Origin of the sequence: Pseudoduganella rivuli (assembly GCF_009674485.1) — a bacterium.
Classification (GTDB): Bacteria; Pseudomonadota; Gammaproteobacteria; order Burkholderiales; family Burkholderiaceae_D; genus Rugamonas; species Rugamonas rivuli_B.
Genome location: NZ_WKJJ01000009.1, coordinates 295,560 through 317,407 on the forward strand (window position 1 = coordinate 295,560; position 21,848 = coordinate 317,407).

Consider the following 21,848-nt stretch of genomic DNA (forward strand, 5'->3'; position numbering starts at 1 on the left):
CGATACCGCTTCTGTCCCTTCCGAGTTGACCATGTCCGTTTCGACTGCGCTGCCCACGATTACTCCCACCTATTCGAACAGCACCGGCGCCGCCAGCGCCAGCCTGGTACTTGATTTCAATAAAATCATTGCCGCCGGCACGGGCCTGATCACCATCACCGACGGTGCGACGCAGACATATATGGGCAAGGACGGCACGTTGCGTACGCGCCTGATTGGCGCCACGGATACCCGCACCGTCGATATCACGGATACGTCCAAGGTCACGATCTCCGGCGATACGGTCACCATCCGTCTGGATACGAATCTGTCACCGGGTAAAAGCTACAGCGTGCAAATGGCGGCGGGCGTCTTGCAGGACGAGGATGGCAATGCGTATTCTGGCCTGACGGACACCAGCAAGCTCCAATTCGCGACGTCCGCCACGGCTGTACCGTCCGCAGTGGTCGACAGCGGCATCACACTGTCGGCGGACACGGGCGCCAGCGCCACCGATTTCATCACGAAGAGCGCCGCCCAAACCGTCAGCGGCAAATACAGCGGTACGCTGGCGGCCGGCGACAGCATCAAGGTATCGCTGGACAATGGCGGCACGTGGATCGACGCCACAGTCGATGCCGACAGCCATACATGGAGCGCTGCGGGCACCCTGACCGGCAGCAGCACCGTCGTGGCGCGCGTCACCGATGCCGCCGGCCACTTTTCGCAGGCGGCGCGCCAGGCTTATACCTTTGATACCGACGCGCCCACGGTGGCATCGATCACCGTGGCCGATGCCGACCTGGTGGCGGGTGAAACCACGACCGTGACCATCGCCTTCAATGAAGCCGTCACGGGGCTGAAGATTGCCGACTTCGCTGTCACGGGCGGCGAACTGTCCGACCTGGCCATGTCCGTCGATTGCAAAACCTGGACCGCCAAGCTGACGCCGACCATGGGCGTCGCCAATAGCACGGGCCAGATTACGCTGAAGGCTGGCAGCGGCGTCGATGTGGCAGGCAACAGTGGTCCGGCCAACGATAGCAGCCAGTCGTTCAACTACAGCACCGTGCCGGATGCGCCAACTGCCACGGTCGCCACCGTCAGCATGAAGGATTCGGGTTCCAGCGCCAGCGATTTCATTACCAACGTCACCGCGCAAACCATCTCCGGCACCTATACCGGCACCCTGGCCGGCAGTGAATATGTCGAAGTGTCGCTGGACAATGGCGCGACATGGACTAAAGCCACATCGGCCGGCGGCGAATGGAGCATCCCCGCCACGACGATCAGCGCCAGCAATACACTGAAAGCCCGCGTCACCAATGGCTACACGTACAGCAATCCAGTGTCCGAGGAATACACGTTGGACCAGGCCGCACCGACCGCGACGGTCACGTTGGCCGACAGTGCACTGGCCGCCGGTGAAACATCGCTGGTGACGATCAAATTTGGCGAAGCCGTGACCGGCTTCACCAATGACGACATCACCGTAGCCAACGGTACGCTGTCCACCGTCAGTTCGACGGACGGTGGCATCACGTGGACCGCGACGTTCACGCCGAGCGCATCGACCACGGACGCCACCAATGTCATCACGGTGAACAAGGCCGGCGTGACCGACATCGCGGGCAACGCGGGTTCGGGTAGCGCCACGTCGGCAAACTACACCGTTGACACGGTGCGTCCAACCGCCTCCATTGCCATCGCGGATACGGCGCTGCTTGCCGGCGAAACCACCACGGTGACATTCACCTTCAGCGAAGCTGTAACCGGCTTCACGACCGCCGACGTGACGATAGGCAACGGCACATTGTCGTCGCTGAGCTCGGCCGACGGCGGCACCACGTGGACCGCCACGCTGACGCCAACGGCGCACGTGCATGACAGCACGAACGGCATCACGCTGGACAATACCGGCATCGCGGACCTGGCCGGCAATGCCGGTACCGGCGCCACATCGTCGGATAATTACACGGTGTCCACCAAGCGGCCGACCGCCACCATTGCCATTGCCGACACGGCATTGGCAGCGGGTGACTCCACCACCGTGACCATCACCTTCAGCGAAGCGGTGACGGAATTGCCCACTTCCGCCCTGTCGGCGGGTCACGGCGCACTGTCATCGTTCTCCAGTTCCGATGGCGGTATCACGTGGACCGGTACATTGACGCCGTCGGCCTCCACTCATGCCACGACCAACGTCATTACGCTGAGCAATAGCGTTATCAAGAATGCGTCGGGCAATGCCGGCGCCGGCACCACCACGTCGGACAATTACACGGTCGCCACCGTGCGCCCCACCGCTACCATTAGCGTGGCCGACACGGCGTTGAAAGTGGGCGACACGCCTGCCGTCACCATCACGTTCTCGGAAGCGGTAACGGGACTGACCGCCGCCGATTTCAGCGTGGAGCACGGCTCACTGTCGACACCGGTGACCAGCGATAACGGCATCACGTGGACCGCCACGCTGACGCCAACGTCCGGCATCGAAGACACCACCAACATCATCACGCTGGACAATACCGGCGTGGCCAATTCGTCAGGCAACAGCGGTTCCGGCAGCACCAGTTCGGCCAACTATACGGTCGACACGGAACGCCCCACCGCCGCCATTACCATCGCGGACAGCGCGCTGACGGCAGGTGAAACCACCACCGTGACGTTCACCTTCAGCGAAGCAGTGACCGGGTTTTCCACGGCCGATGTGACTGTGGCCAACGGCACGCTGTCGGCGCTCAGCTCGTCCGACAATATCACGTGGACCGCCACGCTGACGCCATCGGGCTCCGTGGACGACAGCACCAACGTCGTCACGCTGGACAATACCGCCATCACGGACTCCGCAGGCAACGCCGGTACTGGCGCCACCTCGTCGGACAATTACACGGTGGCCACCGTGCGTCCGACCGCAACGATCGCGCTGTCGGATACAGCGCTGAAAGCAGGCGAAACTGCGACCGTCACGATTACCTTCAGCGAAGCCGTAACGGGCCTGACTTCCGCCGATCTGACCGTGGCCAATGGCACGGTATCGTCGCTCACGTCGAGCGATGGCATCACGTGGACCGGCACGTTCACGCCGTCCACCAGCATCGAGGACACGACCAACACCATCACGCTGGACAACACAGGCGTGCAGGATGCGTCGGGCAATACCGGCAGCGGCACCACGTCGTCGTCGAACTATTCAGTCGATACCGCAGCACCGACTGCAACCATCACGCTGTCGGATGCCGTGCTGATCACGGGTGAAACCGCCACTGTCACCATCACGTTCAGCGAAGCGGTGACGGGACTGACCACGGCGGATTTCAAGTCCAGCGGCACGCTCAGCGGCCTGGCAAGCAGCGATGGCGGCATCACATGGACGGCGACGTTGACACCGTCCAGCAATGGCTCGGGCGAAGTGCAACTGTATTCGTCCAGCGTCACCGATAGCGCCGGTAACAGCGGTCCGGACAGTTCGGTCAGCGTCAACTTCACCTATAACGCGGCGCCGACCGCCGTGGTCGATTCGATCGACATGTCCAATGACGCCGGCAACAGCACCAGTGACTTCATCACCAACCTGACGTCGCAAGACATTACCGGCACGCTGTCGGCCGCATTGGCCAGCGGTGAAAAAGTGCAGGTATCGCTCAACGGCGGCGATACCTGGACCGATGCCACCACCAGCGGCACAAGCTGGACATTGTCCGGCCAGACCATCAGCGCCAGCAGCACACTGATGGCGCGCGTGACGAACGGCGTCACCACCAGCACTACTTACAGCCAGATCTACACGCTGGACCAGTCCGCGCCAACCCTGTCGTCGATCGGCCTGAGCGACTCGTCGCTGACCGCCGGGGAAACCGCCACCGTGACACTGGTCTTCAGTGAACAGGTGACGGGACTGGTAACCACCGACTTCACTGTCAGCGGCGGTACGCTGAGCAGCCTGTCCTCCACCGACAACATCACCTGGACCGGCACGCTGACGCCCACCGCGTCCGGCGGCATCGCGCTGGCCGCAGCCAGCGTGACCGATCTGGCGGGCAACAGCGGCCCCGCCAGTGCCTCGGTGTCGCAGGAGTTCAGTTACCGCGCCGACGCCACGGCGCCCAGCGCCACGCTGTCGCTGAACGACACCACGCTGATCAGCGGCCAGACCGCCACCTTGACCCTGACCTTGTCCGAGGCCGTCACGGATACGCCGCTGGCCAGCGACTTCACCGTATCGGGCGGCAGCCTGGGCGCCTTTACCAGCGCGGATGGCGGCACCACCTGGACCGCAACGCTGACGCCGACGGCCAGCGCCAGCGGTTCCGGCAGCGTCACCTTGAATGCCCTGAGTATTTCCGACCCCAGCGGCAACGCCGGTCCAACGCAGTCCACGCTGCTTGCGTTCTCCTATGACACGCAAGTCCCGGGCTCGCTGGCCAGCAAAACGCCGGACCTGTACAGCGAAAGCGATTCGTACAATTCCGCTGCGGAAGGCACTTCTTTCGACAATATCACCAAGGATGACACGCCGACCATCACATTCAGCCTGGCCAGCTCCGGCCTGACGGCAGGCGATTATGTCGACGTGCTCGATACGTCCAACAGTAACGCCATCCTCGGCACGTACACGATTGAAAGCGCGGCGCTGGGCGCCTACGGCAGTTCGATCTTTGTGACGCCAACCAGTGTACTGACCGAAGGCACGCATGCGCTGGTGCTGCGCGCACGCGATGCGGCCGGCAATACCGGGACGCAAAGCTCGTCGCTCAGCATCACGATCGACAAGACCATCGCGTCGATGTCCGGCAAAACGCTGGACCTGGCTGCCGCCAGCGACAGCGGCACCAGCAGCACGGACAACATCACCAACGACAGCACGCCGACCGTCACCTTCAATGTCGCCAATACCAGCGGCCTGGCGGCGGGCGATGTCCTGCAAATCATCGACACGTCCAATGGCAATGCTGTCGTGGGATCGCACACGGTCATCGCATCCGACTACGGCGCCTCGGCCGCGGACATTTCCATTGAATTGACTTCGCTGACGGACGCCACCCATACGCTGGCATTGCAGGCGGTGGACAAGGCGGGCAATACCGGCACGTCCAGCAGCGCCCTGTCGGTCACCATCGACACGACGGCGCCGACCCTGTCGTCCAGTTCACCGTCGGGCAGTGCCAGCAGCATCGGCATCGACACCAGTTCGATTACGCTGACATTCAGTGAAGCGCTGGTCACCAATTCGCAGACCGGCTTCAAGATCAGCAATAGCGGCACCACGCAGGATCTCCGTGAAATCGTGTTCGAAGCCCTCAGCGGCAACACGGGCACTTACAACCCCACCACGCATACCGTCACGCTATCGCTGTCGGGCTCGCTGCAATACAGCGACAGCTATGGCGTGGCTGTATACAACGCGCCGCTGGCCGATACGGCGGGCAACAGCCTGTCGATCGGCACGTCGCTGCTGACTTTCACGACCGAGTCGGAACCGGTTCCCGTGACACCGTCCGCCGTGACGCTGTCGCTGACGGAATCGACTTACGCCAGCCACAGCGGCACGGACGACGATCACTTCACGAACAATAATACGCTGACCATTTCCGGCATTACCGCAAGCTACTTGCAGTACAAGCTGACCAGCGACGACGTCAGTTGGACCACATTGGCGGTGCCGTCGAATGCGACGACGTATTCGTTCGAACTGCCGGACGACACGTATTACGCCGGAGGCATCCAGTTCCGGCAATACGATGTGGCGGGCTATGAAAGCACGTCCACCACGATAAGCGACGACTGGACCATCGACACCGAAGCGCCAACCGGTCACTCCAGCACGTCGTCCTTCCCGTCCTTCTTCGGCCTGGGTACCGTCATCCCGCTCACCCTCATCAGTGGCTACATGGACGGCGAATTCAACCTGGACGAGGAATTCTTCGAATACACCACGGACGGCAGCACGTGGAAAAAGGCGGATTCCACCACCTATCAGGGCTGGACCATTAACAGTGTCGCGATTGCCGAAGGGGGCGAAATCGGCTTGCGCGCGACGGACAAGGCCGGCAACCTCGGCACGAATGACGGCGTGTCCGGCTACACCGTCTATTATGGCGACGGCTATGCGGGCAACCACACGGCCACCGGCAGCAAGGTGCTGTATACGCTGCTGGGCAACGACACGGTCGACGTCAGCGGCACTGAAAACACGGTCTATACAGGCTACGGCAACGACGCGGTAAACATCCAGAGCGGCAGCACGTACAACAAGGTGTACGGCGAAGGCGGCAGCGACACGATCAACGTCAACGGCAGCCACAACACGGTCGATGCAGGGACGGATGGCGACACCATTACGATTTCCGGGGCCAGCAATACCGTGCACGGCGGCGATGGCGGCGATGAGTTCACCGTCAGCACGCTGGGCAGCTCGCTGTATGGTGAGAATGGCAGTGACAAGTTCACAGTGAACGCCAGCCTGTCCGGCACGCTGAGCGGACTGATTGACGGCGGCACGGACGGCACCGATGAATTGATCCTGGGCGTATCCAGCCAGACGCTGACGCTGGCCAATTTGACGTCGAACGTGACCAGCATTGAAAAGATCTCGCTCGGCACCAGCAACACATTGACCATCTCGGGTGCGGCAATCCAGGCCATGTCCGATACGGACAATATCCGCTTCGAAGGCGACAGCACGGACACGCTGTATTACGACAGCTCGCTGTGGGAATCCGCCACCTGGATCCAGATCCTCGGCTACAACAAGTACCAGTTGAAGTCCGACACCAGCATCACGTTCATACTGGACAACGACATCCAGCTGCTCGGGATTGCCTCCTGACCCAGGCTCGATCCGGCCTGGTTCGGCTTACAGCGTACGGCGGCTTTCAAAGCGCCGTATCTCATCCGTCAGCGGATCGGCAAACGAAATCGCCCGCGCCAGCAGTTTTAACGGCGACGACACATCGTCCTGCTTGCACGGCAACGCGACCGGATAAAACGCGTCGTTGACGATGGGGATGCCCAGCGACGCCAGGTGCAGGCGCAACTGGTGCTGGCGGCCCGTGTGCGGCCACAGGCGGTACAAGGTGGTGCCATCGTCCCGGTGTTCGATCACGTCGATCACGGTTTCCGAATTCGGTTCGCCCGGCTCTTCTTTCATGACGAAGAATTTGTCGCCGTCCACCATGCGGCTGCGGTACGTGAACGGAAAATCCACGCCTTCCAGCCGTGGCGCCAGCGCTTCATATTCCTTTTGCACCACGCGCTTCTGGAACATCGACTGGTAGCGCCCCCGGCTGGCGATATTCGACGAAAAAATCACCACGCCGGCGGTTTCGCGGTCGAGGCGGTGGATCGGCGTCAACTCTTCGATACCGAGTTTTTTCCGCAGCCGCACCAGCAAGGTCTCATGCAGGAAGCGGCCCGACGGAATCATGGGCAGGAAATGCGGTTTGTCGACGACCACCAGGTGGTCGTCCTGGAACAGGATTTCCTCTTCAAACGGAATCGGCGTTTCCGGCTGTTCCAGTTCGCGGTAATAAAAGATGCGCATGCCGCGCTGGTAGCGCGACTCGGGCGCCAACGGGCGGCCATCGTTGTCGACCACCTCGCCTTTGGCCATCCGTTCGCGCCACGCGCTTTCGGACACGGCCGGATAGTAGTCGACGAGAAAGGCCAGCATGTTCGGCCACTGCCCTTCCGGCAGCCACAAGTAACTGGGAGCGACGCCGTCGCGCATCGGCAGCGGCGCCTCTTCCCGCACGCGCGGGCGGGGCATGTTATTTCACGCCGGGCACGGGCAGCGTGCGGTAGGGCGGCAACTGGTCCGCATCCACGCCCTTGGTGCGGGCAAACACCGGCAGCACCAGCGGCAGCGCTTTTTCCATGCGCTCGATGCGCTCCTTGCCGGCCGGGTGGGTCGACAGGAAGGCTGGCGGCGCGCCCTTGCTTTGCGTGGCCATCTTTTCCCACAGCACGCGGCCGGCGCGCGGATCGTAGCCGGCGCGGGCGGCCAGGTCCATGCCCACCAGGTCGGCGTCGCGCTCATCGTCGCGCGAGAATTTCAGCGCGGCGCCCTTGGTCACCAGGTTGCCGCCCAGTTCGCCGAGGCGCGGGTCGACACCGAAATACGCGGCGGCGCCGGCGCCCGCCAGGCGGCTCAGGAAGCCCGTGACGGCCGTCTTGCCGGCCTGTTCGCGCGCATGTTCGCGCAGCGCGTGGGCGATTTCATGGCCCATGACCATGGCCACTTCATCGTCCGTCAAATTCAGCTTGGCCAGGATACCGGTGTAAAACGCAATGCGCCCACCCGGCATGCAAAACGCGTTGACGGTCGGTGAATTCAGCAGGTTGACTTGCCAGCCCCATTTCGCCGCTTCCGGATTCCAGCGCGGCGCAAACGGCACGATGCGGCGCGCGATATTGCGCAGGCGCTGCACTTGCGGATCACTGTCCGGCATCAGCGCACCTTTTTGCTGCGCCTGGCTCATCAATTGCAGGTATTGCTGTTTCGATTGCGCGTCGAACGCGGCGGCGTCGCCGGCAATGCCGCGCAGCGGCGACAGGTCATCGACAGGAATGCCGTCCTGCTCGCCCTTGTGAGGCGCCGCGACGGCAAGGGTGCTGACCGCCAGCGCCAGTGCGGCCAGGGTCAGTTTCAGCGGTTTCAGCGGTTTCATTTCGTTGAATTCCATGGTGCAATTTTGGGCAACATCATCATGGCGGGGAACGCCAGGACAAAGCAGATAATAAAGAAGTTGAACCAGCCCGTTTCCGCCACGATGTAGCCGACCGACGCATTGATGAACGTGCGCGGCACGGCAGCCAGGCTGGAAAACAGTGCATATTGGGTGGCAGTGTAACGCGGGTCGGTGCAGCGCGAGATAAATGCCACCAGTGCGGCCGTGCCCAGGCCGGTGCTGGTGAACGATTCGAAACCATAGACGCCGGCCAGCAAGACCGGATCGGCGCCCGCCCTGGCCAGCCACGCAAAGCCGAGGATGGCCAGCGCCTGCAGCACGCCAAACACCCACAACGCCCGGTTGATGCCCAGTTTCACCATCCACACGCCGCCGACGACGCCGCCGGCCAGGCTGGCCCACAGCACGGTGGCGTTGGCGGCCAGGCCGATCTGCGTGGTGGTAAAGCCGAGGTCGAGGAAAAACTTGGTGGCCAGCGCGGTGGCCATGGAATCGCCGATCTTGTACAGCAGGATGAAGGCGACGATCCACAACGCCCGCCGCCAGCCGTCGCGCTGGATGAATTCGCGGAACGGCAGCACGATGGCTTGCTGCAAGTTTTTCGGCGGGTCGCCATACACCTTCGGTTCTTTCACCAGCAAGGTGCAGGCCAGCCCCGGCAACATGAACGCGGCCACGATCCAGAACACCGTTGCCCACGGATAACTGTCGGCTAGCACCAGCCCCAGCGAACCGGGCACCAGTTGCGCGGCCTTGTAGGCGCTGACGATGGCGGCCGCGCCCAGGCCCTGTTCGTTATCTTCCAGCACTTCGCGGCGGTAGGCATCGATCACCACGTCCTGGCTGGCCGACACGAAAGCGACCAGGCCGACGCTGACCGCCACCAGCCCGACCTGGCCGACGGGATCGAGCAAGCCCATGCCGCCGATCAGCAGGAACAGCGCCAGCTGGCTCAACGCCATCCAGCCGCGCCGGCGCCCCAGCGGCAGCGCATAGCGGTCCATCAGCGGCGACCACAGGAATTTGAACGTATAGGAAAACATGACGACCGAGAACAGGCCCAGCGTCTTGAGGTTCATGCCCGACTTGGACAGCCAGGCCTGGGTCAATGACAGCAGCGTGTACAGCGGCAGGCCGGAGCTGAACCCGAAAAACAGGATGGCCAGGATGCGGCCATTCAGATAGGAGCGCCAGCCCGCCGCCGCCATCAGTGCGCCGCCTTCTTGCGCAGGCGGAACACGGCAAGTTCGCCGCGCAGGTTGGGCAAGACTTCGACGATCTTGCCTTCGGCCAGCGCCACGCATTCCACCACGTCCAGCCCCACTTCCTCCGCCAGTTCGCGGAAATCCGTGATGGTGGCGCAGCGCACGTTCGGCGTATCGTACCACTGGTACGGCAAGGTTTTCGACACCGGCATGCGGCCTTTCAGCAAGGCCACGCGATGCGGCCAGTACGCGAAGTTGGGGAATGAAACGATGACTTCCTTGCCGACGCGGACGATGTCGCGCAACAGCTCTTCCACTTGCTTCATCATTTGCAGCGACGACAGGCACAGCACCGTATCGAACGAATTGTCGCGGAACAGGCCCAGGCCGTTTTCCATATCCTGCTGGATCACGCGCACGCCACGCTGCGTGCTTTCCAGCACCTTGTCGTCAGCAATCTCGATGCCGTAACCGGTGCACTGCTTGCCCGCTTGCAGGTATTCCATCATGACGCCATCGCCACAGCCCACGTCCAGCACGTGCGAGCCGGCTTTTACCCAGTGCGCGATGAACGCCAGGTCCGGGCGCGCGCTGCTCAAATCTTCAAAGGTCAACGTCACTTATTTACTCCTTGCGTCAATCCCTTCCAAACGCGATCGTAATACGCGCGCACCATGTTCATGTAGCGCGCATCTTCCAGCAGGAACGCATCGTGGCCGTGCGGCGCATCGATTTCCGCGTACGTGACGGCGCGCCGGTTGGCGATCAGCGCATCGACGATTTCACGGGAACGCTCCGGCGAAAAACGCCAGTCCGTGGTGAACGACGCCAGGAAAAATTCCGCCTTGGTACCCGCCAGCGCCTTGGCCAGGTCACCGCCATGGTTACGGGCCGGATCGAAGTAATCCAGCGCCTTGGTGATCAGCAGGTACGTGTTGGCATCGAAGTACGAGGAAAACTTGTCGCCCTGGTAGCGCAGGTACGATTCGATTTCAAAGTCCACGCCGAAGCCGAATTTGTATTCCTCCGCATCGCGCAGCTTGCGGCCGAATTTCTCGCCCATCGAATCGTCCGACAGGTACGTGATATGGCCGATCATGCGCGCGACTTTCAAGCCGTTTTTCGGCACCACGCCATGTTCGTAAAAATCGCCGCCATGGTAATCGGGGTCCGTCAGGATCGATTGGCGCGCCACGTCGTTGAAGGCGATATTTTGCGTCGACAGTTTCGGCGTCGACGCGATGACGAGGCAGTGGCCCAGGCGGTCCGGATACATGATGGACCAGGCCAGCGCCTGCATGCCGCCCAGCGAACCGCCCATGACGGCGGCAAAGCGGGCGATGCCCAGCTGGTCCGCCAGGCGCGCCTGCGCATTGACCCAGTCTTCCACCGTCACCACGGGGAAGGCTGCGCCATAGGGCTTGCCGGTGGCGGGATTGGTGTGCATCGGGCCCGTCGAGCCGAAGCACGAACCGGGGTTGTTGACCCCGATGACAAAGAATTTATCGGTGTCGAGCGGCTTGCCCGGTCCCACCATGTTGTCCCACCAGCCCACGTTATTCGGCTGGTCGGCATAGACGCCGGCCACGTGGTGGGACGCATTCAGGGCATGGCACACCAGCACGGCATTGGATTTGTCCGCGTTCAGGGTGCCATAGGTTTCATACATCAGCATATAGTCGCGCAGCTGCGCACCGCTTTGCAGTGGCAGCGGCTCCGCGAAATGCATGGTTTTCGGCGTTACGATTCCTATCGAAGGCATGGGTTTTCAGAAAAGCACGGCCCCACGGGCCATTGGTCAATGCGGCGCCCCAATGATAGGCGCCGCAAACTGCCGGAAATGCAATTTTACAAAGCTTGCAATGCCTGTACGGCATCGGCGATGGCGTTCGGCTCCACCGCGCGCAGGATCTTGCGCGTCTGCGGCATGATGAGGCCGAGGTCGCTGTTCAGGATTTCCTGCTTGACCGCCAGGAGCTGCGCAGGATGCATGGAGAATTCGCGCAGTCCCATGCCCAGCAACAGGCGGGTCAGCTTGACGTCACCTGCCATTTCACCGCAGACCGCCACGTCGATGCCGGCCTTGTGGCCGGCCGCAATAGTCATGGCAATGAGCTGGAGCACGGCGGGATGCAGGGGATTGTAAAGGTGCGCCACCTCATAATCAACCCGGTCGATTGCCAGCGTATATTGGATCAGGTCATTGGTGCCGATCGACAGGAAGTCCATGCGCTTGACGAACATCGGCAGCGACAGGGCCGCCGCCGGGATTTCAATCATGGCGCCCACTTCCACCGCAGCGTCGTACGGGATGCCCGCTTCGCGCAACTGCCCCTTCGCTTGCTCGATCATGGCCAGCGCCTGGTCGATCTCGAACGCGTGGGCCAGCATCGGGATCAGGATGCGCACCTTGCCGTACACGGACGCGCGCAGGATCGCGCGCAACTGCGACAGGAACAGTTGCGGCTCGGCCAGGCAATAGCGGATCGCGCGCAATCCCAGCGCCGGGTTCAGCGCCGTGTGTTCGGCCTGGTCCAGCGGCTTGTCCGCCCCCAGGTCCAGCGTGCGGATGGTGACCACCCGCCCTTTCATCATTTCCACGGCCTTGCGGTATTGCTCGAACTGCTCGTCTTCCGACGGAATCGATGCGGCGCGGCCCATGAACAGGAATTCCGAGCGGAACAGGCCGACGCCATGGGCGCCCGACTCCAGCGCCGCCTCGCAATCTTCCGGCAATTCGATATTGGCCAGCAGCGTAATCGGCGTGCCGTCTTTCGTGACGGACGCGGTCTTTTTGAGTTTTTGCAGCTTCTTGCGGGCGCGCTGCTGTTGCAGCTGGCGCTCGCGGTATTGTTCCAGCACCAGCGCGCTGGGGTTGGCGATCACCACGCCGGTGTCGCCATCGATGATGACCCAGTCGTCCTGCTCGATCAGGGTGGATGCCTGCGACATGCCGACCGCCGCCGGGATGTCGAGGCTGCGGGCCACGATGGCCGTGTGCGAGTTCTGGCCGCCCACGTCGGTGATGAAACCGATGAAGGAACGGTCGCGGAACTTCAGCATGTCGGCCGGCGAGATATCGTGCGCCACCACGATCATCTGGGCCTGGAAGCCGTCCGGGTCGGGTTCAACCTGCAGCGGCAGCGGCTCGCTGCCCATCAACACTTTCAAGACCCGCTCCGCCACCTGCTGGATGTCGGCTTTGCGCTCGCGCAGGTAGGGGTCTTCGATTTCATCGAATTGCGCCGACAGTTCGTCGATTTGCGTCAGCAGCGCCCATTCGGCGTTGTAGTGGCGCGTGCGGATGATGTCCAGCGGTGCTTCCGAAATCATCGGGTCCGACAGGATCAGCGCATGCACGTCGATGAACGCGCCCAGTTCGGTCGGCGCATCCTTCGGCAAATCATTCCACAAGGTCTGCAATTCACGGTGCACGGTGGCCAGCGCTTCGCGCAGGCGCGTGACTTCCGCTTCCAGGTGCTCTTCCTGCACCAGGTAATGTTTAACGTCCAGTGCTGCCGGCGCCAGCATATGTGCGCGGCCAATTGCGATGCCGCGTGAAACCGGGATACCGTGGAGGGAGAACGACGCCATATTTTTCAGTGTTGTGTGTGGGCGGCGGTCATCCGGCATTACTCGCCTTCGCCGAACTTGTCATTGACCAGCGCGGTCAGCGCCGTGATGCAATCCTGTTCATCGGGACCATCCGCTTCCAGCACCACCTTGGCGCCCTTGCCGGCCGCCAGCATCATCACGCCCATGATGGACTTGGCATTGATGCGGCGGGCATTGCGGGTCAGGAAAACGTCGCTTTTGTACTTGGCCGCCAGCTGCGTGAACTTGGCGGAGGCCCGTGCATGCAGGCCCAGCTTGTTAATGATTTCGAGTTCTTGCTGGATCATAAAGGTTCTCAGTTGGTTACACCACGCGGATACGGTTATCGACCCGCACCGCGCCGTTTTGCGCGCCGGCCAGGGCCATTTCAACCACCACATCCAGCGTGTCGCGGCGGTAGGTGATCGCACGCAACAGCATCGGCAGGCTGATACCGGCAATCACTTCCACGCGGCCGGCATCGGCCAGCTTGTTGCAGCAATTGGCGGGGGTACCGCCTTTGATATCGGTGATGACCAGCACACCGGCGCCGCTGTCGAGGCGCTTGATGGCCGCCTGCGCCAGCGCCTGTACTTCATTCAAATCCTGGTCCGCCAGCACGTCGATGGCTTCCAGCTTTTCCGTCTCGCCACGGAAGACGTGGTTGCACGCGGCAATAAATGCCTGGCCCAACGGTGCGTGCGTCATGAGCAAAATGCCGACCATGCTTACCCCTGCGCCGCCTGGGCCGCGCGTGCTTCCACCGCGTCGATGAACATGGCGGCCACCTGGAAGCCCGTCTGCTGCGTGATCTCCTGGAAGCAGGTGGGGCTGGTGACGTTCACTTCTGTCAAGTTTTCACCAATAACATCCAATCCTACCAGCAACAAACCGCGTGCCGCCAGTACAGGGCCGAGGCTTTCCGCAATTTCGCGGTCACGGGGCGACAGTGGCTGCGCCATACCCGTGCCGCCGGCGGCCAGGTTGCCCCGCACTTCGCCCGCCTGGGGAATACGCGCCAGCGCGAACGGCACCGGTTTGCCATCGATCAGCAAGATGCGCTTGTCGCCTTTGACGATGTCCGGGATAAAGCGCTGCGCCATGATGGTGCGCGTACCCAGCACCGTCAGCGTTTCAATGATGGAGCCCAGGTTCAGGCCATCATCCTTGACGCGGAAAATGCCGGCGCCGCCCATGCCGTCCAGCGGCTTGAAAATCACGTCGCGGTGCTGGCGGTGGAATTCACGCAGGCGCTGTTCCGACGAGCTGACCAGGGTGGGCGCGGTGAATTGCGGGAATTGCGCAATCGACAATTTTTCATTGTGATCGCGGATCGCGGACGGCTTGTTGAATACGCGGGCGCCCTGCTGCTCCGCCAGTTGGAGCAGGTACGTGCCGTACACGTATTCCATGTCGAACGGCGGATCCTTGCGCTGGATGACGGCGTCGAATGCATCGAGGCGCGATTCGTGCACGTCGGTGGCGCGGTACCAGTCGTCGCCATCGCCGGTCAGCGTGATCCTGGCCACGCGCGCCGTGACCACGCCGTCCAGCAACACCATGTCATGCTGTTCGAACGCATAGACGTCATGGCCGCGGCGCGCCGCCTCGGCCATCATCGCGTAGGTCGAATCCTTGTAGGTTTTAAAACTGGCCAGCGGATCGGCAAGGAAAGCTATTTTCATGGTGGAGCTCTATAGAGGGAATGTATCGATTTTAGCCGACTTCGCCTGAACGCACCGGGCGTCTCCCGGCGAGAAGGGCTGTCTAATACACTTCCGGATTCGGGTCCGTCCGCTCCATTTCCAGCGATGCCGCCAGCAAAGCCAGGCGCGCCACCACGCCATACACGTAGAAGCGGTTCGGCGCCGCCGTGCCCGGCTTGGCTTTCACGTCCGGCACCGCGTGCTGCTGCGCGAACGCCAGCGGCATGTATTGCGAACCGGGCGCGTTGAGATTTTGCTCCACGCCGCGCTCCGCGTGCACACGGTAAAAGCCGCCCACGACGTAGCGGTCGATCATGTACACCACCGGTTCCGCCACCGAATCCTTGATGCTCTCAAAGGTCGGCACGCCTTCCTGCACGTTCAGGTCAGACACCACTTTGCCATCCTTGATGATCGACATGCGCTCGCGCTGCGCGGCCGTCAATTCCTTCAATTCGGCCGCGTCGCGCACGGAAATGATGCCCTTGCCATAGGTGCCCGCGTCGGGCTTGATGATGACAAACGGCTTCTGGTCCTTGATGCCGTATTCCTTGTACTTCTTGCGGATTTTCGCCAGCAGCGCATCGACATTGGTGGCCAGGCAATCCAGGCCGTCGCCGCTGTGCACGTCGACTTCGCCGCACTTGGCGTGGAACGGGTTCAACATCCACGGGTCGACGCCAATCAGCTTGCCGAACTTCTTCGCCACTTCATCATAAGCGGTCAGGTGGTTGCTCTTGCGGCGCAACGCCCAGCCCGCATGCAGCGGCGGCAGCAAGCTTTGCTCGTGGATGTTTTGCAAAATGTCGGGGATCCCCGCCGACAAATCGTTATTGATCAAAATGGTGCACGGATCGAAATCCTTCAGGCCCAGGCGGCGCCCGTTCGGCGAACGCACCAGCGGTTCGATCACCAGCATATTGCCGTCTTGCAGCGCCAGCGGCGTCGGCTGGGTAATCTCCGGCGACAGCGAGCCCAGGCGTACATGCAGCCCGGTCTGGCGGAAAATCTGCATCAGGCGCGCAATATTTTCCAGGTAGCGCGGATGGCGGTCCTTCACCTCGGGGATCAGCAGCAGGTTGCGCGCGTCCGGGCAATACTTGTCGATGGCGGCCATCGCGGCTTGCACCGACAGCGGCAGCATTTCCGTGGCCAGGTAATTGAAACCGGCGGGGAACAGGTTGGTATCGACCGGCGCCAGCTTGTAGCCGGCATTGCGCAAATCAACGGAGCAATAGAATGGCGGCGTATGTTCCTGCCATTCCAGGCGGAACCAGCGTTCGATGGCCGGCGTGGCGGCGATGATCTTTTCTTCGAGGTCGAGCAGCGGTCCAGTCAGGGCCGTGACGAGGTGGGGGACCATGATTGCTTCCTTAACAACTATAGAAAAACAGTCTTATATTACCGTGCAATCTCACCAAATCGGGGCAAAAGTGGCATTTTAAAGGTTAAGAGATAGAAAAAAGGTGCCCTTAGGCACCCTCATCTCAGGCAACACAGCTTTCCATGCAAAAAGGCGCCGTTTTCGGCGCCTTTTTGCAGCAGGACGGTGCGCTTGCGCGCCGCCCTACGTTCTCAGCAATTAAGCGTGGTAAGCCTGTTCACCATGGCTGGTGATATCCAGGCCTTCGCGCTCTTCCTCTTCAGGAACACGCAGGCCGATGACGATATCCACCAGTTTGTAGGCGATCACGGAAACCACGGCCGACCACACGATGGTGATGCCGACAGCGGTTGCCTGGGTCGTCACCTGGGCGCCGATCGAATACGCATCGGCCGACATCTTGTTGGTCACGTAGTCGAAGATGCCCTGGCCGCCCAGCGATGGCGCAGCGAACACGCCGGTCAACAGTGCACCCAGGATACCGCCCACGCCGTGTACGCCGAACACGTCCAGCGAGTCGTCCGCGCCGATCAGGCGTTTCAGGCCGTTCACGCCCCACAGGCAGACCACACCAGCCAGCAGGCCGATGGCCAGTGCGCCCATCGGGCCCACATAACCGCAGGCAGGGGTGATGGCAACCAGGCCAGCCACCGCGCCGGACGCGCCGCCCAGCATCGAAGGTTTGCCCTTCATCATCCACTCGCCAACCACCCACGATACGGTGGCGACAGCGGTTGCCAGCAGCGTGTTGACGAAGGCCAGGGCCGCCACGTCGCCGGCTTCCAGTGCGGAACCGGCATTGAAACCGAACCAGCCCACCCACAGCAGCGATGCGCCGATCATGGTCATCGTCAGCGAGTGCGGAGCCATCGATTCGCGGCCATAGCCAACGCGTTTGCCGATGATGATGGCGCCAACCAGGCCGGCCACGGCGGCATTGATGTGCACCACGGTGCCGCCGGCGAAGTCCAGCGCGCCTTTTTGCCAGATGTAGCCGGCTTTGGCGGTTTCCGCGGCCAGGGTCGCGGCATCCTTGATCGCGTCAGGACCGGTCCAGAACCAGACCATGTGGGCGATCGGCAGGTACGAGAACGTGAACCACAGGACCACGAACGCAACCACGGCGGAGAATTTCGCACGCTCGGCGAAAGCACCGACGATCAGGCCGCAAGTGATGGCGGCAAACGTGCCCTGGAACGCGACGTAGATGAACTCAGGAATCACCACGCCTTTGCTGAACGTGGCCGCAGTCGTGAACGACGCCTTGACCGGATCCCAGATACCGTTCAGGAACAGGCGGTCGAATTTACCGTAGAACGCGCCGCCTTCCGTGAACGCCAGCGAGTAGCCATAAATGCACCACAGCGTAATGATCAGCGCAAAAATGAAGAACACTTGCAACAGCACGGACAGCATGTTCTTCGAGCGTACCAGGCCGCCGTAGAACAGGGCCAGGCCAGGGATCGTCATCAGGATCACCAGCAGCGTGGCGACAAACATCCAGGCAGTGTCGCCCTTGTTGGCGACGGGCGCCGGTGCGGCAGCCGCATCGGCAGGTGCAGCGGCGGCAGCGGCTGGTGCTGGTGCTGGTGCCGCATCAGCAGGTGCGGCGGCAGGCGCGCTGGCAGCCGGTGCGGCGGCGGCAGCGGAAGCCACCGCGGCTTCGGCAGGTTTGGCATCCTGCGCCTGCACCGGCAGTGCGGCGCCGAAGGCGAACAGCATCGCCGCCCCGGCCAGCATTTTCGTTATGGTTTTTTTCATGGCTATCATCCCCAATTTGATTGCATCAGAGTGCGTCGTTGCCGGTTTCGCCGGTACGGATACGAACGACCTGTTCCAGGTTATAGACGAAAATCTTGCCGTCGCCGATCTTGCCGGTACGGGCAGCTTTCTCAATGGCTTCGATGGCTTGATCGACAACAGCATCGTCGACGGCCGCTTCGATTTTAGTTTTTGGCAAGAAATCCACCACGTATTCCGCGCCACGGTACAGCTCGGTGTGGCCCTTCTGACGGCCGAAGCCCTTCACTTCCGTCACGGTAATGCCCTGGACATTGATGGCCGACAGGGCTTCGCGAACTTCGTCCAGTTTGAACGGCTTGATAATTGCAGTAATCAGTTTCATGGCATGCCTCGCTATCAGAAGACTTTGGAAACAGTCAGCACGGCGCCGGTTTTCGCCAGATCCTTGCCGCCCGCGCCAACGTAGGCGTCGGAGTTCGCTTTGATCACGGCCAGCGACACGGCGGCAACGCCGAAGTCCTTGGTCACGCCGATCTTGTAATCGGTGTAGCTGGCGGCGCTGTTATGGCTGACTTTCTGGTGGCCCACGTGCAGGTTCAGCACCAGGCCTTCGGCCAGTTCCTGGTTGATCTGGGCGTCCAGGTAACCGGAATGCTTACTGTCGGCAAAGCCGAACAGGTTGGTGGTCGACGACGAATACTTCAGCGTGGCCGGGCCATAGCCCACCTGGCCGTACACTTCAAACGTATTGGCGCTTGGCTTCAGGCCGTTCGACGGGTAGAAGTAGTACAGGCCGCCAACGTCATAGGTGACGCCAGGGGCGATCTCGCCGCGCTTGCCGCCATAGATATCCCATTCGAGATTGGTGTCGCCGCCGCCATCCTTGATCCACTTGATCGACGAGGCCCACGTCCCCACATACAGGCCAGTCGGGTTGTGCGTGTAATCGGCGCCGGCTTGCAGGGCAGGCTTCAGGCGCGATTGGGAAATGCCGCGATAGCGGTAGTCGGAGGTGACTGCTGCATTGAAGGACACCTCGTGATCCGGCTTGGCTTCTTCTGCGTGCGCAAGTCCCGCTCCCATTGCGGCAACCGCCAACGCAACTGCGGCTGCTACAGACGAGGGCTTGGTCATGTATTTCATAGCGATATCCTTTAGTTTGAACTTGATGAGCTATTGCGGTTTAAAATCCAGGCTGAGCCTAAACGTTCATTACCTCTTTAGCAGAATGCGTGCCAGCGCACCGTCCAGGCACCGTTATGAAGCGGCTACCGTATAGTCGATAGTGTTCAGCACATATAGTTATCCGGCTGCACCACGCCTTGCACCATCTCGTGGCATAGTAAGACGACATCGCACCAGATTGGTGCGTTTTTAGAGACATTTCAAAAAGATCAAGGAACCCCTCATGGACATGAACAGTTTTTTCAATGACATGCAAAGCAAGATCAACCAGGCGATTGAAAACTCGCCTGCGAAGGACATCGAAAAGAATGTCAAAGCCATGATGACGCAGGGCTTTGCCAAGCTGGACCTGGTTACGCGGGAAGAATTCGATGTACAGGCGCAAGTACTGGCCAAGACGCGCGCCAAGCTGGAAGCGCTGGAAGCGCGGCTGGTGGAACTGGAAGCGAAGTTCGCTGCCGACAAGGATTGAACGGAGCGTTATTCCTGTACGGGCGCGTCCGTAGCGTGGCGGGCGGCGCCGTAATCCCCCAGCTCCGGATTCCAGCCGTAGATGGCCACGGCACTGTGCCCTTTTAACGGGTGTTCGCCCTGCGGCAGCAGGAAGTCCGGCAAACCCACGCGCTGCGCCACCGCATCAGAACAAATCACGGGATAGCCGAACTGCTTGCACATCCCCTCCAGCCGCGACGCCACGTTGACCGTGTCGCCGATCGCCGTATATTCGTGGCGGTCGCTGGAGCCGATATAACCGATCACGGCCGGCCCGCTGTGCAGGCCGATGCCCATCGCCAGCGGCGGCCACCCTTCCTGTTCCAGTTCGCGGTTCAATTCCGCCAGTTCCGCCAGCATGTCGCGCGCCGCTTCCAGGCCCGCTTTTTCCGGACTTGGCAGGGGATTGGGCGCACCAAAGAACGCCATCATGCCGTCGCCGATGAATTTATCGACGGTGCCGCCATGCCGGTGCACCATGGCGGTGATGCGCGCAAAGTACCGGTTCAATAACGACACGACCTGTTCCGCCTCCATGCGCTCGCTCATGGCGGTGAAATTGCGGATGTCGGAAAACAGCACGCACACCTCGGTTTTCACGCCGCGCCGCCCCGCATCGAGGTCGCCGCTCATGATTTGCTGCATCACGTGCGGGCTGACATAGCCGGAAAAACTGCGCCGCAACCGCTGCTTTTCACGGAAGTTGCGCCACGCCTGCCATGCGGAGCGCGACAGCGCCGCCGCCCACATGGCCAGCAATGCCGCCCCCGGCGCAGCCCACCAGCCGGACTGCAGCCACAGGGCGCTGCCCGCCAGCAGCGCCACCGACAGCATGGCCGCCAGCAACAGCTTGCGCGCCACGGCGGGATGGAACCAGAACAGCGCGCCCAGCAGCGCCATCAGCCCCTGCAAACCGGGCGACACGGGCTGCACCATACCCTGGTTCAACATGCTGCGCACCGCTTGCGCATGGGCCAGGACACCCGGCTGGCGCTTGACGCCAGGCCGCCAGCCGGCCAGCGCCACCGGCAGGTTCACCAGGTCGGTGTCGTCCTGCACCGTGCCCAGCAGCACGGCGCGCTTGTCGAAGATGCTGCGCAGGCGCTCGGTATTGCCATCGCGCGCCAGTTGCAGCACTTCGCCCAGCGGCAGGTAATGGAATTCCGCGCCGATCTGGTAATTGATCAATCCCCGCCATTCGCTCCGCACCCCCATCGCCGCCGCGATTTCGCTGGACAGCGTATGGGGGCTGCGGTCAGGCAGGCAATTCCAGCCCGGGTCGGGGTAGCGCCGCACGCGCGTATCGTCATCGCTGCAAAACAGCGCGGACGCCAGCGCCTGGGGTTCCTGCTGGGATGCCAGCACGGCCGCGTAATCGATCTGGATATCGCGGTAATGGCCGCGCTGGAAATCCCATACCTTGGCCAGCACCAGTTTGGTCTTCGGCAAGGTGCGCAGCAGCCCGGTCAACAAGGTGCGGTGGAAATCCAGTTCGGGATTGCGCACGGAGACCAGCGTGTCGAAACGCTTTTCCGGCAATACCAGGTCCAGGCCGATAACAGTGGCGCCCGCGTCGCTGGCGGCGCCCAGGAATTCCGCCAGATAGCGGTGGCTCAGGCTCAGCGGCTCGTCGACGGTATCGAGAAACGCTTCATCGATGCCGACCAGCACTACGTCATTGGCGACCGGTTGCGGGAAGTATTGCCGGTTGAATTCAAACTGGGCGTCGAGCAGGCGCGCGTCGAAGACCGGCGCCGCCAGCATGGACAGCGCCGCCAGCGCGGTGGCCGCCAGCAATCCCAGCGCCATGCCGGTATTGCGTCTGCCACGTCCGCCGCCGCCCGATAAATCCATCCCCCCGGTCCTCCGC

At 62.0% G+C, this 21,848-nt stretch carries 16 protein-coding genes; 2 read left to right on the forward strand and 14 right to left on the reverse strand.

All coding sequences use genetic code 11. The features are described 5' to 3' along the window. Positions 1-31 precede the first annotated feature (31 nt). Positions 32-6,808 carry an Ig-like domain-containing protein gene (locus GJ700_RS16340; RefSeq protein WP_154375674.1) on the forward strand — a complete coding sequence of 2,259 codons (6,777 nt, stop codon included), beginning with the start codon at positions 32-34 and terminating at the stop codon, positions 6,806-6,808. Positions 6,809-6,835: 27 nt separating this feature from the next. On the opposite strand, the gene GJ700_RS16345 is transcribed toward GJ700_RS16340, so the two are convergent. The 13 genes from GJ700_RS16345 to GJ700_RS16405 form a co-directional block, all read right to left on the reverse strand. Continuing rightward, a complete protein-coding gene (locus tag GJ700_RS16345) occupies positions 6,836-7,747 on the reverse strand; it encodes a pseudouridine synthase (protein ID WP_229507037.1) in 912 nt (303 codons plus the stop codon). 1 nt (position 7,748) lies between these two features. Beyond that, positions 7,749-8,648 (reverse strand): M48 family metallopeptidase, encoded by a 900-nt coding sequence (locus tag GJ700_RS16350; RefSeq protein ID WP_154375676.1) that lies wholly within the window; start codon positions 8,646-8,648, stop codon positions 7,749-7,751. Continuing rightward, on the reverse strand, positions 8,645-9,877 hold the full coding sequence (locus tag GJ700_RS16355; protein WP_154375678.1) for an AmpG family muropeptide MFS transporter: 1,233 nt from the start codon (positions 9,875-9,877) through the stop codon (positions 8,645-8,647). The genes GJ700_RS16350 and GJ700_RS16355 overlap by 4 nt, the downstream gene beginning before the upstream one ends. After that, complete coding sequence (gene metW / locus GJ700_RS16360) at positions 9,877-10,488, reverse strand: methionine biosynthesis protein MetW (RefSeq protein WP_154375793.1); 612 nt, start codon at positions 10,486-10,488, stop codon at positions 9,877-9,879. The genes GJ700_RS16355 and metW overlap by 1 nt, the downstream gene beginning before the upstream one ends. Positions 10,489-10,490: 2 nt before the next feature. Continuing rightward, positions 10,491-11,636 carry a homoserine O-succinyltransferase MetX gene (gene metX / locus GJ700_RS16365; RefSeq protein ID WP_154375680.1) on the reverse strand — a complete coding sequence of 382 codons (1,146 nt, stop codon included), beginning with the start codon at positions 11,634-11,636 and terminating at the stop codon, positions 10,491-10,493. A gap of 86 nt (positions 11,637-11,722) precedes the next feature. After that, the gene (gene ptsP, locus GJ700_RS16370) at positions 11,723-13,468 is read right to left on the reverse strand and encodes a phosphoenolpyruvate--protein phosphotransferase (protein ID WP_154375682.1); all 1,746 of its coding nucleotides are present in this window, start codon (positions 13,466-13,468) and stop codon (positions 11,723-11,725) included. Between the two features lie 38 nt (positions 13,469-13,506). Continuing rightward, complete coding sequence (locus GJ700_RS16375) at positions 13,507-13,776, reverse strand: HPr family phosphocarrier protein (RefSeq protein ID WP_154375684.1); 270 nt, start codon at positions 13,774-13,776, stop codon at positions 13,507-13,509. 16 nt (positions 13,777-13,792) lie between these two features. After that, complete coding sequence (locus GJ700_RS16380; protein ID WP_154375686.1) at positions 13,793-14,194, reverse strand: PTS sugar transporter subunit IIA; 402 nt, start codon at positions 14,192-14,194, stop codon at positions 13,793-13,795. 2 nt (positions 14,195-14,196) lie between these two features. Then, entirely contained in the window at positions 14,197-15,153 is a 957-nt protein-coding gene (gene gshB / locus GJ700_RS16385; RefSeq protein ID WP_154375688.1) for a glutathione synthase, read from the reverse strand. Between the two features lie 82 nt (positions 15,154-15,235). Then, positions 15,236-16,537, reverse strand: a complete 1,302-nt coding sequence (gene gshA, locus GJ700_RS16390; RefSeq protein WP_154375690.1) for a glutamate--cysteine ligase — start codon at positions 16,535-16,537, stop codon at positions 15,236-15,238. A 219-nt stretch (positions 16,538-16,756) separates the two neighbouring features. Further along, entirely contained in the window at positions 16,757-18,319 is a 1,563-nt protein-coding gene (locus tag GJ700_RS16395; protein ID WP_154375692.1) for an ammonium transporter, read from the reverse strand. A 25-nt stretch (positions 18,320-18,344) separates the two neighbouring features. Further along, a complete protein-coding gene (locus GJ700_RS16400; protein WP_154375701.1) occupies positions 18,345-18,683 on the reverse strand; it encodes a P-II family nitrogen regulator in 339 nt (112 codons plus the stop codon). A gap of 14 nt (positions 18,684-18,697) precedes the next feature. Continuing rightward, complete coding sequence (locus GJ700_RS16405) at positions 18,698-19,444, reverse strand: TorF family putative porin (RefSeq protein ID WP_154375703.1); 747 nt, start codon at positions 19,442-19,444, stop codon at positions 18,698-18,700. A 265-nt stretch (positions 19,445-19,709) separates the two neighbouring features. Here GJ700_RS16405 and GJ700_RS16410 point away from each other — a divergent pair, with 265 nt between their 5' ends. Beyond that, a complete protein-coding gene (locus GJ700_RS16410; RefSeq protein ID WP_154375705.1) occupies positions 19,710-19,958 on the forward strand; it encodes an accessory factor UbiK family protein in 249 nt (82 codons plus the stop codon). An 8-nt stretch (positions 19,959-19,966) separates the two neighbouring features. Here GJ700_RS16410 and GJ700_RS16415 read toward each other — a convergent pair whose 3' ends face one another. After that, entirely contained in the window at positions 19,967-21,832 is a 1,866-nt protein-coding gene (locus tag GJ700_RS16415; protein WP_154375707.1) for an adenylate/guanylate cyclase domain-containing protein, read from the reverse strand. Positions 21,833-21,848: the final 16 nt, after the last annotated feature.